The 16,669-nt window shown below is 64.1% G+C and carries 11 protein-coding genes; 5 read left to right on the plus strand and 6 right to left on the minus strand.

Annotation, left to right across the window (positions count from 1 at the left end; translation table 11 throughout):
• The first annotated feature begins 71 nt into the window (after nucleotides 1–71).
• From Atep_RS12430 to Atep_RS12445, 4 genes are read left to right on the plus strand one after another with little or no spacing between them, the layout of a single operon-like run.
• Nucleotides 72–1,979, plus strand: coding sequence for an ATP-binding cassette domain-containing protein (locus Atep_RS12430; RefSeq protein WP_213378812.1), 1,908 nt, complete (start codon nucleotides 72–74; stop codon nucleotides 1,977–1,979).
• Entirely contained in the window at nucleotides 1,972–2,541 is a 570-nt protein-coding gene (locus Atep_RS12435; protein WP_213378813.1) for a DUF2939 domain-containing protein, read from the plus strand. The genes Atep_RS12430 and Atep_RS12435 overlap by 8 nt, the downstream gene beginning before the upstream one ends.
• Before the next feature lie 6 nt (nucleotides 2,542–2,547).
• Nucleotides 2,548–2,850, plus strand: coding sequence for a hypothetical protein (locus Atep_RS12440; protein ID WP_213378814.1), 303 nt, complete (start codon nucleotides 2,548–2,550; stop codon nucleotides 2,848–2,850).
• Between the two features lie 40 nt (nucleotides 2,851–2,890).
• Nucleotides 2,891–5,401 carry a glycogen/starch/alpha-glucan phosphorylase gene (locus Atep_RS12445; protein WP_213378815.1) on the plus strand — a complete coding sequence of 837 codons (2,511 nt, stop codon included), beginning with the start codon at nucleotides 2,891–2,893 and terminating at the stop codon, nucleotides 5,399–5,401.
• A gap of 47 nt (nucleotides 5,402–5,448) precedes the next feature.
• Here Atep_RS12445 and Atep_RS12450 read toward each other — a convergent pair whose 3' ends face one another.
• The 5 genes from Atep_RS12450 to Atep_RS12470 are packed head-to-tail and all read right to left on the minus strand — an operon-like array spanning nucleotide 5,449 to nucleotide 11,671.
• The gene (locus Atep_RS12450) at nucleotides 5,449–6,402 is read right to left on the minus strand and encodes a 2-dehydropantoate 2-reductase (protein ID WP_213378816.1); all 954 of its coding nucleotides are present in this window, start codon (nucleotides 6,400–6,402) and stop codon (nucleotides 5,449–5,451) included.
• Nucleotides 6,403–6,771, minus strand: a complete 369-nt coding sequence (locus Atep_RS12455) for a toxin-antitoxin system HicB family antitoxin (protein ID WP_213378817.1) — start codon at nucleotides 6,769–6,771, stop codon at nucleotides 6,403–6,405.
• A complete protein-coding gene (locus Atep_RS12460; RefSeq protein ID WP_213378818.1) occupies nucleotides 6,768–7,001 on the minus strand; it encodes a type II toxin-antitoxin system HicA family toxin in 234 nt (77 codons plus the stop codon). Before Atep_RS12460 ends, Atep_RS12455 begins: the two co-directional genes overlap by 4 nt.
• Before the next feature lie 31 nt (nucleotides 7,002–7,032).
• Nucleotides 7,033–10,509 (minus strand): acyl-[ACP]--phospholipid O-acyltransferase, encoded by a 3,477-nt coding sequence (locus Atep_RS12465; RefSeq protein ID WP_213378819.1) that lies wholly within the window; start codon nucleotides 10,507–10,509, stop codon nucleotides 7,033–7,035.
• 28 nt (nucleotides 10,510–10,537) lie between these two features.
• Nucleotides 10,538–11,671, minus strand: a complete 1,134-nt coding sequence (locus tag Atep_RS12470; RefSeq protein ID WP_213378820.1) for a glycosyltransferase — start codon at nucleotides 11,669–11,671, stop codon at nucleotides 10,538–10,540.
• A gap of 240 nt (nucleotides 11,672–11,911) precedes the next feature.
• On the opposite strand from Atep_RS12470, the gene Atep_RS12475 reads away from it, so the two are divergent.
• Complete coding sequence (locus Atep_RS12475) at nucleotides 11,912–14,497, plus strand: trypsin-like serine protease (RefSeq protein ID WP_213378821.1); 2,586 nt, start codon at nucleotides 11,912–11,914, stop codon at nucleotides 14,495–14,497.
• 376 nt (nucleotides 14,498–14,873) lie between these two features.
• Here the strand turns inward: Atep_RS12475 and Atep_RS12480 are convergent, their stop codons facing one another.
• Entirely contained in the window at nucleotides 14,874–16,478 is a 1,605-nt protein-coding gene (locus Atep_RS12480) for a hypothetical protein (RefSeq protein ID WP_213378822.1), read from the minus strand.
• Between the last annotated feature and the right edge of the window lie 191 nt (nucleotides 16,479–16,669).

Raw genomic sequence — 16,669 nt, forward strand, 5'->3', positions numbered from 1 at the left:
GCTCCGAGTCGCGCGATCACTACACACACAACACACACCAAATCTCTCATTGAGTATCCCGGACGCGGTTCATGCTGCAACTGAAAGACCTGAGTTTCCGTCGCGGCCCCAATCGGCTGCTCGAAGGGGCCACACTCACCATCTATCCGGGCTGGAAGGTCGGTCTGGTCGGGGCCAACGGCAGCGGCAAGTCGAGCCTGTTCGCCCTGCTGCGCGATGAGCTGCACGCCGACGCCGGCGAGGTCGCGATCCCGTCCGGCTGGGAGATCGCCCATGTCGCCCAGCACACCCCGGACACCGACCGCCCGGCGATCGAGTTCGTGCTCGACGGCGATCGTGAACTGCGCCGGCTCCAGTCCGAGCTGGCCGAGGCCGAAGCGGCCGGCGAGGGTCTGCGTCAGGCCGAGCTGCACGGACGGCTGGAGTCGATCGGCGCCTATGAGGCCGAGAGCCGTGCCGCACGACTGCTGCACGGACTGGGCTTCGCGCCCGGTGACGAGCGGCGTCCGGTCAACAGCTATTCGGGCGGCTGGCGGATGCGGCTGGCGCTCGCCCGCACCCTTATGTGCCGCTCCGATCTGCTGCTCCTCGACGAGCCGACCAACCATCTGGATCTCGACGCCGTCATCTGGCTCGAAGGCCGGCTCAAGGCCTATCCGGGCACATTGATCCTGATCTCGCACGATCGCGATTTCCTCGACGCTGTGGTCGGTCACACATTGCATCTGGAACATCAGCATCTGACGCTCTACACGGGCAACTATTCGGCCTTCGAGCGTCAGCGCGCCGAGCGTCTGGCCCAGCAGCAGGCCGCCTATGTGCGCCAGCAGCGCGAGATCGCCCACATGCACAGCTTCGTCGAGCGCTTCCGCGCCAAGGCGACCAAGGCGCGGCAGGCCCAGAGCCGGCTCAAGGCGCTCGAACGCCTGGAGCTGATCGCCCCGGCCCATATCGACTCGCCCTTCCGCTTCGGCTTCGAGCCGGCCGAGAATCTGCCGCGCCCGTTGCTGCGGCTCGACGAGGCCGTGGCCGGCTATGGCGAGCGGCCCATTCTCGATGGGGTCGGATTCAGTCTCGACCCCGGCGACCGCATCGGCCTGCTCGGACGCAACGGCGCCGGCAAATCGACGCTCATCAAGCTGCTGGCCGGCACCCTACCGCTCCAGTCCGGCCGCTGCGAACGTGCCCTGGATCTCAAGATCGGCTATTTCGCCCAACATCAGCTCGATCAACTGCGTCCCGACGACAGCCCGCTCGCCCATCTGCGCCGCCTCGACCCGTCGGCGACCGAACAGGCCCTGCGCGACTATCTCGGCGGCTTCGGCTTTGCCGGTGATCGCGCCCTGGAGCCGGTCGCCCCGCTCTCGGGCGGCGAAAAGGCGCGTCTGGTGCTGGCGCTCATCATCCGTCAACGGCCCAATCTGCTGCTCTTGGACGAGCCGACCAACCATCTGGATCTGGAGATGCGTCAGGCGCTGGCCGAGGCGCTCCAGGAATTCGATGGGGCACTGGTGCTGGTCTCGCACGATCGCCATCTGTTGCGCGTCACCAGCGATGATCTGTGGCTGGTCGACGGCGGTGCGGTGCGTCCGTTCGACGGCGATCTCGACGACTATCCGGCCTGGCTCGCCGGACGCCAGCTCCGGGACGAACAGAAGGGCCCGACGGCTCCAGGCCCGAGCGAACGCGGCGGCGAGCGCAAGCAACAGCGTCGCCAGGCCGCCGAAGCGCGTAAGGCACTGCAACCCCTGCGCACGCGCGAAAAGACCCTGGAACGACGGCTCAACGAGCTGAGCGAACGCCGCGCCGCGCTGGAACAGGAACTGACCGCGCCCGAACTCTACGAGCCGGCCGCCAAGGATCGCCTGCTCAACCTCCTGGCCGAACAACGCCGGCTCCAGACCGACCTGGACGACACCGAAACGGCCTGGCTGGAGGTGTGCGAGGCCATCGAGCAGTTCCAGACCGACGATGCCTGAGACCGAAACGCACCGACGAACCTTCGCTCTGAGCCGGCACCGACCGCACTGGCCCTGGCTGGAGCGGTTCTGGCCTCGCGTGCGCCAAGCACTGACGAACGCGGCCATCCTGATCCTGGTCTTGACGCTATGCTATGGCGTCTGGCCCTATGGCACGCTCTGGCGTCTGGAGCGCGCGGTCCTGGCCGGCGATCAGGCCACGGTCGCCGCCCTGGTGGATCTGGACGCGGTGCGCGACGAGATCGCCCGTCGGCTCGACAAGGATCAGGTCAGTCTCATCACGGTGGTCTCGGACGCCTTCATCGACTGGCTGGAGGCCGGACTCCGTCAGCATGGCGTCGACGTGCTCCAACGGCTGGTGACGCTCGATTGGGTGCGCGAACAGTTCCTGCTGATTCCGACGCTCCAGGGGCCTGGACTCTGGGCGTCGATCTCGGAGATCTTCTTCAGTGCACCGGACGACCTGCGGGTCCGGATCGAGCGCGCGCCCCTGGCGCCGCCGCTCAACCTGAGACTCCAACTCGAAGGACTCGCCTGGCGAGTCACCCTGATGTACGACTGAAAACCCATGAGCGTTCAACACAAAGCCTCCATTCAGGCCCGTCGGATCGTCGCCTCGCTGCTGGTGCCGACCGAGGTGCCTTTCAAGGACTATCTGAAGGCGACCGACTATTGCACCGCGATCATGCTCTACACTGACCGACCGGCCGATTACGAATACATGGTCCAGTGGCGCGCGGCCTTCGCGGCCCTGATGGTGGCCGGCGCCGACGAGCGTCGGCGTCTGCTCAAACGCTTGCGTGAGGACTTCAAGCAGGGGTACTCGCCGCTGCCGAGCCTCCAGCCCGATGCTCCGACGCCTTCCGATTGAACGACCCCATCGATCACTTCGCAACCAGGAACCCAGGCCTATGTCCTCATCGACCAAGCTCATCCGGAACTGTCCCAACGACTCGACCTTCGATCTGCCGCCGCTGTCGCTCGCCCCCGAGGGGATCGCGCACGACTTCAAGCACTATTACGTTCACACCTTCGGGCGCGACCGTGACTGTCTGTCGGCCTACTACCTCTATCGGGCGCTGGCCACCACCCTGCGCGACCGGCTGATGGAGCGCTGGAAGACCACCCGTCAGGCCTATGACGAGACCGGCTGCAAGCGCACCTACTATCTCTCGCTGGAATTCCTGATGGGTCGGGCGCTGTCCAACGCCACCTTCAACCTGGATCTCGACGAAGCCGTAGCGCGCGGTCTGCATACGTTAGGGCTGGAGCTGGAGGAGATCGCCTCGATCGAACCCGATCCGGGTCTGGGCAACGGCGGTCTGGGCCGGCTCGCCGCCTGCTTCCTCGACTCCTGCGCCACGCTGCAATTGCCGGTGCGCGGCTACGGCTTGCGCTACGAATACGGCATGTTCCGTCAGACGATCGAGAACGGCGCCCAGGTCGAGGAACCGGATCACTGGCTGCGTGAAGGCAATCCCTGGGAGATCGAGCGTCCCGAGTTCACCCAGCGTATCCATTTCGGCGGTCACACCGAGACCCATCGCGATCAGAACGGACGTATCGTCGTGAGCTGGGTCGACACCCATGACGTGCTGGCCGTGCCCTATGACATCCCGGTGCCCGGCTATCGCAACGACACCGTCAACACCCTGCGGCTGTGGAAGGCGGCGGCCACCGACGAGTTCGATCTCGACGAGTTCAACGCCGGCAGTTACACCGAATCCGTGGCGCAGAAGAACGCCGCCGAGCACATCACCATGGTGCTCTACCCCAATGATGCCAGCGAGAACGGCAAGGAACTGCGGCTGCGTCAGCAGTACTTCCTGGCCAGCGCCAGCATCAAGGACGTTTTGCGCGACTGGATCCGGCTGCACGGGCACGACTTCAGCCGCTTCGCCGAACTCAACTGCTTCCAGCTCAACGACACCCACCCGGCGGTGTCCGTGGCCGAACTCATGCGCCAGCTCATGGACGAGCATCATCTGGAATGGCAAGACGCCTGGGACATCACCCGCCGCACCATGGCCTACACCAACCACACGCTCCTGCCCGAGGCGCTGGAGCGCTGGCCGGTGCGGCTGTTCCGCCAGCTCCTGCCGCGCATCCTGGAGATCATCTTCGAGATCAACGCCCGCTTCCTCGCCGAGGTGGCGCTGCGCTGGCCGGGCGACATCGACCGTCAGCGGCGCATGTCGCTGATCGAGGAAGGGTACGACCCGCAGGTGCGCATGGCCTATCTGGCGATCGTCGGCAGCTTCTCGGTCAATGGCGTGGCGGCGCTGCACTCACAACTGTTGGTCGAGGGCCTGTTCCGCGACTTCCACGAACTCTGGCCCGAGAAGTTCAACAACAAGACCAATGGGGTGACACCGCGCCGCTGGCTGGCCATGTGCAATCCCGGTCTGAGCGATCTGCTCGACGAGACCATCGGCACCGGCTGGGTGCGTGATCTGGAGCAGCTGTCACAACTGGCACCTTATGCGGACGACAGCGCCTTCCGCGCGCGCTGGCATGAGATCAAACAGGCCAACAAGGCCAGGCTGGCCGAGCAGATCCGCGACCTCTGCGGCGTCGAGTTCCCGCTGGAGGCCATGTTCGACGTCCAGGTCAAGCGTATCCACGAATACAAGCGCCAGCTGCTCAATATCCTGCACGTCATCCATCTCTACAACCGCATCAAGCGCGGCGACACGGCCAACTGGACGCCGCGCTGCGTGCTGATCGGCGGCAAGGCGGCGCCCGGCTATGTGATGGCCAAGCAGATCATCAAGCTGATCAACAATGTCGCGCGTGTCGTCAACATGGACCCCGCCACCTCGGGCCTGCTGCGCGTGGCCTTCGTGCCCGACTACCGGGTGTCGCTGATGGAAGTGATCGCGCCGGGGACGGATCTCTCGGAACAGATCTCGACGGCGGGCAAGGAGGCCTCGGGCACCGGCAACATGAAGTTCATGATGAACGGCGCCGTGACCATCGGCACGCTCGATGGGGCCAACATCGAGATCCGCGAGCAGGTCGGCGCGGATCATTTCTTCCTGTTCGGGTTGACGGCGGCGGGTGTGGAGTCGATGCGCGGCCACTATGACCCCAATGCCATCATCGCCAGCGATCCGGCGTTGCGGGATGTGATGAACCTGCTCGAATCCGGGCACTTCAACCAGTTCGAGAACGGGGTCTTCGATTCGGTCATCCTCTCGATCCGCAATCCGCACGATCCCTGGATGACGGCGGCCGACTTCAGGAGCTATGTCGAGGCCCAGGAGCGCGCGGCGGCGGCCTATCGCGACCGAGAGCACTGGCTGCGCATGAGCATCCTCAACACGGCGCACAGCGGGCACTTCTCATCGGATCGCACCATCGCCGAGTACAACCGCGACATCTGGCATCTGGAGACGGTGGCGCCGAAGTCGGCGGGTTGAGGCGCTTTCCCCCTCTCCCCAACCCCTCTCCCGCGAGGGGAGAGGGGCTAGGCGGTGCGGCTTGCCGAATCGCCCCGATTCGACCGATCAAGGATGCTCAGTTGAGCGGCGATGGTCTCCACCGCCGGCATCGAAACGCCATGCCGAGCCGCCTCGCGCAACGGGCGGCGGTACATGTACTCGATCTCCAGCGCACGTTTGGCCAGGAAATCCAGTCGCATGCTCGGCGCATAGGGCGCCATGCGCTCGGTGGTCGCCAGCATCTTGGGCATGAAGTCAGGATCGAAGGGGACGCCGCAGGCCGCCGCGCCTTCGGCGACCTCGTGCATCAGCCGCTCGGCCAGGGCGCGCGCCTCGGGATCGGCCATGATGGCGTCGGTGTTGCGATCGAGCAGCACCGACAGGCCGTTGAACGGGATGTTCCAGGCCAGCTTGCGCCAGCGTGCCGCCGGCAGCGAGGGTTGGACGTCGGTCTCGATACCGCCGGCGCCGAAGGCCGCTCGCAGCCGCGGCAGCCAGTCGACCCCGCGTTCATCCAGCGCCGCCAGACTGACGCGGCCATAGTCCAGATGTACGATATGCCCAGGTCCGACCTTGTTCGAGCACAGGAAGCAGAGTCCGGCGATCAAGATGGCCTGCGGAAAGCGCGCCGCCAGTTCCTCCTCCAGCGTCAGGCCGTTCTGCCAGTTCAGAATGACCGTGCCCTCCCCTACCAGCGGCGCGAGCAGTTCGGTCAACCGGGCATTCTGCGTCGTCTTGAGCGCGACGCAGACCACATCGCTCGATGGTATCGGATCGGAATCGGCATAGACCTCGACCGGATGATGCACTTGGTCGCCGAGCGGCGAGTCGACGCGCAGGCCGTGCGCGCGAATCCGGTCGACATCGCTGTGCGCGATGAAACGCACGGTCGCGCCGCCCAGGAGCAGCCGGGAACCATAGAAGCCGCCAAGCGCACCCGTACCCAGGATGGTGAAACTGAGAGCTGTCGAATCAGACATCTAACGGACTCCGGCTCGGTGCTCCGATCGCCCCAAGCCTTCGGCCAAGAACGACACGACCAGTGAATTGAGCGATACGCCCTCGGCCCTGGCACGCAGGGTCAATTGAGCATGGAGTGCCTTCGGGACGCGCGCGACGAACTTACCCGACGCCACACCGCCGCTGTTGGGCGCGGGCGCGGCAAACCCCTTGGACTCCAGCGTGGCGATCGTGGCTCGGAGCGCGTCGCGGCCATTGGCGATGGCTTCCTCGATGCTCTCGCCATCGGCGATGCACTCCGAAAAATCCGGATAGGACACCAGAAATCCGCCACCCTCTTCCGGGCTGAGTGGGCGAATCTCGAAGGGGTAGGCATTCAGGTCATTCACGGTTGGTCTCCGTCCAACAATTCCAGAAACTTCTTGACATAGATCGGCTTGATCGGGCGACACGCGGGCACGGGTAGCGTTCGGCCATCGGCGCGAATGAAGACACAGTGGCTCGTTCCCTCCTGACGCCAATCGACGCCATGCTGACGCGCAACGGTTTGAAGCGGCTCGATACGCCAATCGAGCAGGTTGCGGCGCATGGACGCCAGGAGTTTAGCGGCACGACTCACGCTTAAATAGTACTATCTGCAACATCACGCATCAATAGAGTGCCGATGATTCCCGGCCTTCCGCCAGCGCCAGCCGACGCGCGGCGCCGAAATCCGTCTTGCCGCTGCCGAGCTTGGGGATCGCGTCGATGCGCCGGACTTCAGCCGGAATGGTCAGCGGATTGGCGCCGCTCGCCAGCATGGCGCGACGCAGACTCTCCGCCTCGATACCGGACTCCGCGGCGGCGAGCAGGACGATCCGCTCGCCCTTACGTTCGTCGGGAACGTTGACCGCGACCAGTTCCAGGTCCGGCTGCTGGAGCGCCTTCCGCACCGAATCCTCGACGACCGTCAGACTGATCATCTCGCCGCCGAGCTTGGCGAAGCGCGAATAGCGGTCGACGATGGTCAGGAAGCCGTCGGCGTCGAGATGGCCCTTGTCGCCGGTCTTGTACCAGCGCATGCCGTCCAGCTCGACGATGGCCTCGGCGGTCTTCTCAGGCGCGCCCAGATAGCCCTTCATCACCTGCACCCCGCCGATCAGGATCAGACCGTCCGCGCCGGGCGGCAACGTCTCCAAGGTCTGGGGATCGACGATGCGGAAGCTGGTGCCGGGCAGCGGCATCCCGACCGTACCCGGACGCGATCCGGTCTGGACCTTCCAGGTCTCGGTCTCCAGCGCATCGGGCACGTTGACGCTAGCCACGGGCGTGGTCTCGGTCGCGCCATAGCCCTCCAGGATCTCCTTGTGGAACTTGAGCGCGAAGCCCTCGCGTACCTCGGGCGCCAGCCGCTCGGCCCCGGCGACGACGATCCGCAGCGACTGGAGCATGAGCGGATGCACCTTGGGACTGCGCACATAGAGCCGCAGGAAGGTGGAGGTGCCGCAGAGCACGGTAGCGCGATAGCGGGCGATTGCCTTGGCGGTGCCGACCGCGTCGGTCGGATCGGGATGACAGACCATCGGCAAGCCTTCGAGCAGCGGCATGAAGGTGGTCGCCGTCAGCCCGAAGGCATGGAACAGCGGCAGATTGGCCAGCAGCACGTCGTCGCGCTCGGTGTTGAGCACGTCCGAGATCTGACGCACGTTGGCGAGGATGTTGCGATGGGTCAGCTCGACGCCCTTGGGCGTGCCTTCGCTGCCGCTGGAGAAGAGGATGGCGGCGGTATCGTCCGGGCGACTCGGATGGCCGAACAAGCGTCCGATGGCCGCCGCCGGCAGCAGGCTCGTCAGCCCCAACGTCAACAGCGCCTCGACGCGACCGATCCGGGCGCGCAGTCCCTCCATCGGATGCAGGGTCACACCCGGCAGCGCCGCCGCCGGATCGATCCCGCGCTGTTCGAGCTTGCGCAGGAAGCGGTCGGCGGTGATGACATGCCGCACCCCGGCCTGCTCGACGCCGGCCCGCAAGGCCTCGGCGCTGGCGGTGTAATTGAGGTTGACCAGGGTCTTGCCGGCGAGGAGCGCGGCCAGATTGGCGATGGCCCCGGCGCTACTTGCCGGCAGCAGGATCCCGACCGCCGGCTCGGGCGCCAGCCGCCGGATGCGGCGCGCGAACAGCGCCACGGACGTGAGCAGCCGCCGGTTGCTCAGGGTAGTCCCGGCCGAGTCGACGATGGCCGGCGCCTTCGGATTGCGCTTGGCGGTCGCCAGCCAGGCGGCCGGCAGGGTCGGCAGGGTCTCGACATAGGCGCGCCAGGAGGTCACAGACAGCTCGAACACCGCCTGCTTGACCCGCTCGGCGCTCGACTCCAGCGGCAGCGGCGGCCCGAAGGCGACGATCACATCGCGCGCACGCCCCTCACGACGGTTGGTGCGCAGTTTGTCGCCGGCATAGGAGAAGCGGCTGCCCCAGAGCCCACGCTGATAGAACGGCAGGATGACACCCGAACCGGCCGCGCGCGCCGACAGCTCGAAGCCGCGCTTGAACTCCGAGAGCTGGCCGTTCTTGCTCAGCATCCCCTCGGGGAACAGACACACCACCTCACCGGCGTCGATCAGTTGCGTGATGGTCTGGATCGCCCGGCGGCTGCTCGCGCGCGAGATCGGCACCACACCGAAGAAATCGAGGAACCGGCGCAGATACCAGCGCTCGTAGATCCAGCGCTCCATCACGAAGCGCACCGGACGCGGACTGGCCAGTTGCACCATGGCCCAGTCGATCCAGCTCACATGGTTGCCGAGCATCAGCACCCCGCCCTGGGCCGGCATGTTCTTCAGCCCGATGACGTTGAGCCGGTAGCGCGTGGCCATCAGGCGTCCGATCAGGAAGCGCACCAGCGACTGCGGGAGCTGATGGATGGTATAGAGCGCCCCGCCGAGCGCGATGACCGCCAATGCCAGCATCACCGGCAGTCCGCCGACCTCGAACCAGGCCGCCAGCACCGTCAGCCCCAGGAAGCCCAGCATCACGACGTTCTGGACGAAGTTGTTGGCCGCCAGCACCCGTCCGAGTCCGGATTCACCGGCGTTGAACTGGATGAGTGCGTTGAGCGGCACCAGGAAGAACCCGGCCAACACCCCGAGCACCAGGAAGTTGAGCGCATGTGCCCAGCTCGATCCCAACCCCGGCAACAGGAAGAGCGCGAGCGCGATGCCGATCGCGCCGACCGGGATCAGCCCGGTCTCGATGTGGTTGCGCGAGACGCGCCCGGCGACGATGGAGCCGAGGATGATGCCGACACCCGAGCAGGCCAGCATCCCCTGGATGACCACGGTATTGGTCTCGCCCAGGGTCTCCTTGGCGAAGGCCGGAAAGGCGGCCAGGATCACCTGTGAGATGGCCCAGAAGATCGACAGTCCCACGATCGACAGCCAGATGACTTGGTTGTCCCAGGCCGCGCGCAGGTTGTCGCGCAGATAGCGTCCGCTCGCATAGCGTCCCCAGTCGAAGCCGGGTGTCCCGCCCTCGGTGGTGCGAGGCAGACGGTAGGCGATGGCCAGCTCCACCACCGAACAGAGCACCAGTGCCCAGCCGAGCGGCGCGATCAGTGCCATCACCGCATCGGGCGTGTCGAAGGTCGCGCCGGCGAGTCGGCCCTCGAACAGGATCGAGAACACGAAGATGCCGGCCAGGATGGCGGTCGTGGTCGTGGCCTGTACCCAGCCGTTGGCCGTGGCCAGCGCTTCCTTGCCGACCAGTTCCTTGATGTAACCGTACTTGGCCGGCGAATAGAAGGCGCTCTGCGCCGCCAGCAGGAAGGTCATGGCGAAGGCCGGCCAGAACCAGCCGAGATAGTAGAAGAGCGTGATGCAGAGCGTCAGCCCCACGGCGGCCCAGGCACTCACGCGCATGACGCGGTTCTTCGGGAAGCGGTCGGCCATGAAGCCCGAGGGCGTGAACAGCAGCACGAAGGGCAACAGGATGAGCGCATTGACGATGGCCGTCAGCAGGATCTGCGCGTCGCCGTCATAGGTCTTGAACAGGGTGTTCTGGATGACGATCTTGTGCCCCAGATCCACGAAGGCGTTGAGGAAGATCATCAGGACATAGGGCAGGAACCCGGTGATGCGGAAGAGTTGACCCACGGCAAGCCCCCTTGAGATTCGACAGGATTCAGACCGACGCCGATACGCCCAGCGCCTCCAGATAGGCCCGCGCGCTGTGCATCCATTCGTACTCGGCCACGGCGGCGCGCAATTCGGACGCCGGGTGCGGATGTGCCAGCGTCTCCAGCATGGCCGAGGCCAGCGCCTCGACATCGCCCACGGATACCAGCGGCCCATGACGCCCGCCGGCCAGGATCTCGGACGGACCGCTCGGGCAGTCGGTCGAGACCACGGGCACGCCCAGCGCCAGCGCCTCGGTGAGCACGTTCGGCGAGCCTTCCCAGGCCGATGAAAGCACGAATAGCGCCGCGCGCGCCAGATAGGCCGGAAGCTGGGGCTGGAATCCCGGCAGGGCGACATCGGCGCTCAGGCCCAGCTCGGCGATCAGCGCCTCCAGCCCGGCGCGCCCTCCGCCCTCGCCCAGGATCATCAGCCGACAGTCGCGCTCGGCCCGGACGCGGGCGAAGGCGCGGATCAGGGTCGGGAAGTCCTTCTGACGCTGAAAACGCCCCGCGCCCATGAGGACCGGCGGCTGTCCGGGCGCCAGCCAGGGATGCGGACAGGGAGCGGACGCCGCTTCATACAGACTCGGTGTGATGACGGGATTGCGGATGACCTCGATCCGCGCTCGCGGAATCCGGGCGATGCGCGCCGTGTCCTCGGCCACGCCCTCGGAGACGGCGACGATGCGATCGAGCGCCGGATAGAGCCGCCGGATCGGCCAGTAGCGCAGCCGGCGTTCGACGGCACTACGCTCGGCCATGGCGGTCGAGAGATTGGTCCCGAGCCGCAGCACCAGCCGCGTGTCGACGCCGCTCAGGGCGCGCGCCAGCACGGCCGCACGTCCGGCACGATCCTTGGCCGCCAGCAGGGCGCGTGGTCGTCTCGCGCGCAGATAGCGCGCCAGCTCGGGCACCGCCGGCAGCGTATGGCGCGCGCGCAGCCGCACCCGTTCGACCGCTTCCGGACAGTGCGCCAGATGCGGACTCTCGTCACGGATCAGCACCAGCTCCACCCGCTCGCCCAGCGCGACGAATCCATGCAGCAGGTTGATCAGCATGCGCTCGACCCCGCCCGCGCCCGAGAAGGAGGCGAAGACGGCGATCGGGCGCTGGTCGCTTGATGAGTCCTGAGCGGGCATGAGGTAGCCTGTGGCACGTTTTCCACATGTCGCGCCTGTCCAAGAGACGCGCTATGCTCTCCAGTCAGGGCGCTACGTGGTACTGGATTGCGGTGAGACATCATAAACCACAGCCGGTCTGCCGAACGCGGTTTGGTGTGAATGGCGCACGAATCCAGTCCTTGGTCTAACCTTGGGATCACCTGCTCCCGCGATTCACCGAAACCCATGCCTGGGTGTCTCAAAAACAGGAGCCTTGTGATGGACAGAAACACGCTGACCGGGATATTGATTCCGGTCGTCCTGCTGGTCGCCTCGGGGGCCGTGTCGGCGGCGGAGGTTTTTCCGCAGCAGAACGCCGTCGATCAGGCGCCGTCCGCCCCGACCTCCATGCCCGCGATGACGGCGCAACAGCTCACAAGCCGCGTCGGACGCCCCCCATCGTCTGCGGCCGCCACGCTCGCGCTCACGGACGAAGAACGCGAGCAGTTGAACCGGGAGGCTACGGCGGCGGTTGCCTCGGGCAAGCCGTTCAAGGTCGGGGCCGTCAAGCCCGTGGCCATCGATGTCGATCTCAAGCCCATCGACGTAAAAGCCATGGGCGATCAGACCTACTCCTTCGCCGATGGTCTGGTGCGCCGATCCGAGGGCGAACTGCACTGGATGATCCGGCTCGATGCGACCGGCTCGGCGGGAACGCGGCTGTTGCTCGATAACATCCGGCTGCCGGACGGTGCCAAGATCCACGTCTACAACGACGCCGGCGACCTGCGCAGCTATTCCAACGTCGGCGAGCGTCTGTGGACGCACAGCTTCGCCGGCGAACAGCTCTACATCCAGGTCGAGGTCACGGAAGCGGACTCGGACGATGTGCGCTTCACCATTGCCTCGGCCATGCTGCGTCACCCGCTGCCGCGCGAACTCTGCCCCCACAATGCGCCCTGTGTCGAGGACGCTTCCTGCTTCAATCCCATCGACTGGCCGGAGATCGACAAGGCGCGCAAGGCCGTGGCCTACATCAACTTCATCGATGACGGCTGGGGCTATGCCTGTAGCGGTGGGTTGCTCGCCGATACCGACCCCGAGACGACCATTCCCTATTTTCTGACGGCTGATCATTGCGTGAGCAATCCCGATGTCGCCGCCACGGTCGAAGCCTGGTTCGACTATCGCACCCCAGGCTGCCACAGCGGTTGTCAGCCGGTGCCCTCGGGCACCTTCAGTACGCTGGGCGCGACACTGATCCGGCACTCGGCGGTGGATGACCACAGTCTGCTGGTCCTCGACGAGCTGCCGCCCGAGGATGCCTGGTATCTGGGCTGGACCAGTACGCCCGTGGCCTGGTCGGATGGTGCCACGCTGTTCCGGCTGAGCCATCCGCAGGGTTCGCCTCAAGCCTTCTCGACGCATCGTGTCGATGCCGGCACGGATCCGACCGAATACTGCGGCGTCACCACCATGCCGCGCGGTGCCTATATCTTCAGCCGCAATGCCATGGGGGCCACAGAGCCGGGCAGCAGCGGCGCCCCGGTACTGACGGCCAGCGGGCAGGTCGTCGGCCAACTCTATGGCAGTTGCGGCTCGAACATCGATGACGTCTGCGATTCGGTCTCCAACACCACGGTCGATGGCGCCTTCGCCAATTACTATCAATGGGTGAAACCCTGGCTGGATCCGGATGTGAACAATCTGCCGCTGAGTGTCCAAAAGGTTGGCGGTGGAAATGGACGGGTGACGGCGACCAAGATTCGGATGAGCGACGAGGCGACGCAGGCGCTCACACCCACGCCGCCGGACGGCCCGGTGCAATCTCAACCCGAATGGCCTTGGCAGGCGCGGCTGAGTATCAGCACCTGGCGTTTGAATGGGGACTGGACGTGCGGCGGCTCGGTGGTCCATCCCAACTGGATTCTGACGGCGGCGCACTGTGTGGTCGATGACATCGGCGATGGGCGCTTCACGACGGTTGCGCCCTCCGCGATCGAGGTACGTACCGGTTCGAGCCGTCCCGACTGCGGCGGTCAGGTGTCCAGGGTCAAGCGCATCGTCAAGCATCCGGCCTTCGATCCGGTCACGGGCAATAACGATATCGCCCTGCTCGAACTCAAGACTCCGGTTTGGGCTGAGCCGATCCGGCCGGTCACCTGCGAGCGTGAGGAAGAGTTGGCCTGTATCCGAACACGCAGCCGCATCACCGGCTGGGGAACGGAAGAGATGTGTGAGACGTCCGGCTATCCGATGACCGTGCTCAAGAGCCAGGAAGCCGTGATCGAGAGTCCCAATGACTGCCGCCGCACGTATGAGGGTGCCGGCAGAAACATCAGGATCACCAGTAACATGATTTGCGCGAGTTCGACACCGGCCAACGGTGCCTGTCAGTTGGAGGATGGCAGTCCGCTGGTCGTGAGCAACCAGCGTGGCGGCTATGTGCAGGCGGGAATCGCGAGCTGGTCGCGTCCGAACCGGCCCAATCTGATCAACAGGATGGCTGATCCCAACGATTACACGGATAGAATCAATGATTGTGGAAACGCACCTCGGCATGCCGTCTATACGCGCTTGGCCAACTATGTCGACTGGATGGAAACGACGACCGGTATGGATTTCAGCTCGGATGTCGGACCGGGCGTGATCGACTGCGGCGGTGTCTGTGTCGGCCAATATGCGAAGGATACGCGCGTGACCCTGGAGGCGCGCCCCGACCACGGCTCATTCTTCGATGGCTGGCAGGGCGCCTGTAGCGGCAAGGACAGCATCTGCGAGGTCAGCATGAGCCAGGCTCAGAGCGTCAAGGCGCTGTTCAGGCCGATGCAGCCGCGTTCGCTGTGCGCAACCTGCACGCGCTGATTGGTTTATCGGCTGGGTGAGAGCAAACCATGCTGGCGGAGAACCTGGAGAATTGGGCGAAACGCGAACGCGCCGAGGGCGAGCAGGTTGGGTTGCAACGAGGTCGCTTGGAAGGAAGCTTCTCAGGAGCGTGTCGCGTCGTGAGACGCCGCACCGTCACCAGGCCCTTACGGGCAGAGCCGCACGGCCCGGCAGGTGGAAAGCCTGCACCTGTTTCCGGCGGCTGCACGGTCGTAGCCGCTCTCCCTCCCCGTCCTGAAGGACGGGGTTTCTCGCGGAAGAACTGATGAAAAACCGCTCCTGGTTTTGCCGGGAGCGGTTTCATTTTGGGGCCGGATCGCAGAAAGCCGATCCGCCCCAACCCGAAACAGGCCGTTTATGGCGTATAGGGATTCGGGCGATTCAGAAAGTCCTCGTAGGCATCGGTGTCGATGGTGCTGGGCGGCAGTTGGGTTCCGTGCCAGGTGAAGTTGTAGGGACCAGTATAAGCTTTGGTTTTGTCTATTTCGATTTCACCACTATAAACAGCGCACCCACACCTCGCTAGCGTTTGATAAGTGTTGCATAATTTTTGATCTTCTTGCGGTGCTGTAGTAACACATCCCGGGGGATCATTTGTGTTATATAGACATCCGGGATCTACTCCATAGACACAAGAATCTGTACTTTTTTTGCACAATAAATTGTTTCCAGGTCGACTGCACATATCAGTTGGCACATAGCAAAAGTTACCTGCTGCACTTATATCTTTTGCACCATCAACAACTTCACAAGAACACCGATCGCCAGTAAATCCAAGCTCGATGTCTACAAATTGGTAGCCAACACATTTAGTTGTAAAAAGACGCTTGTGATTCACACGCGCAAAATAATACCCAGGATCTTTTAATCCAATTCGAAAAGTTTCTGGGACAGAAACACTGTTATCAGTATTAAATGCAAGCAAAGGCTTTGCATTTGGCCACTTTTCAACTTCATTCTGATCATAAACCTCAAAAAACCAATTGCCAGCACCACATTTCTCCTTGGCGCAGAAAGACAATGTAACTATTTCGTTACCTTGAGATTTATAAACATACCAGTCATCATCTTCACCTTGCGCCCACTCATCTTCTTGAGTATCAACATTCTGAAAAGTGAGATTTATTAATCCATACATGGTGACTCCGTTCGCCAAGGGATTGGCCCGACTCGGCACATCGTTCGGCTCGACCTCGGTATCATAGAAGCCGACGATGGGCTGCTGGCCGGGAAGCGGCGAATCCTGGACCACGACGGCGACCGAATAGGGATAGATCGTCGCATTCGTGGCCGGCACTGTGGTCAGGGTGCCATCTGCCGGCTTGACGACGATATAGTAGGTGCCGGTCAACCCAGCCGTGACGCTGTAGGTCATGGAATAATAGGTTTCGCGATCCTTGTCATAAGAATCGATCGCGCCCATGACGTTGGTGTTGTAGTTCGCAAGGATGTTGCCGGCCGCATCGCGCACAGAGATATTCCAGACTGCCGGCAGACCTGCCAGCAAATTGACGCCATCGATCCAATACGGAACCGAGAAAGTGACGAGGATATTCTGATTGGGCGCCGTGGTCTCGGTATAGAACCAGTCCTGATCGGCCAATCCGTAGAGCTGCCCCCAGAAATTCACCCCCCGGACCAGCGGATCGGCGGAGATGAAATTGTCGTTCGGCTCGGTCTCACCATAGCTCGCGGCGGGGATGACCGAGGCGAGCGTGACGCCGAACTGCAACGGCTCGGCGACGCAGGTACGAATCCCATAGTCATGTCCGGCCTGATGCCCGAGCTGAAAGCCGTTCGCCTCACCCGCGCTGTAGCCCTGGGAATACCCAGAGTTGAAGCTGGATTCGCGATCGGCCCTGCAGGTCTCTTCGGGAGGATAGCCACCGAGCGTGGCCGCATTCACCGCGATGGGTAGCAGAAGCGCGAGCCCCGCTACAGGGTGCATCAGAGATTTCATGGATTTCGTTCCTTCGTCGTCGAGTTGATGAAGTGTTTGGACGAGCGAACCTGGATCATGGGTGTCACAATATCGCCTTCGAGCCGCCTCGATCCTGGATTTGCATCGCTGCGAACGATCGGCTAGCTTGGCGCGCTGTCTCCGCCCCCTGGGCGCGGCCCGATCACCCAAGACCCGGTGAATCGTTCCCA

The organism is Allochromatium tepidum (assembly GCF_018409545.1).
In the GTDB taxonomy this organism is placed as follows: domain Bacteria; phylum Pseudomonadota; class Gammaproteobacteria; order Chromatiales; family Chromatiaceae; genus Thermochromatium; species Thermochromatium tepidum_A.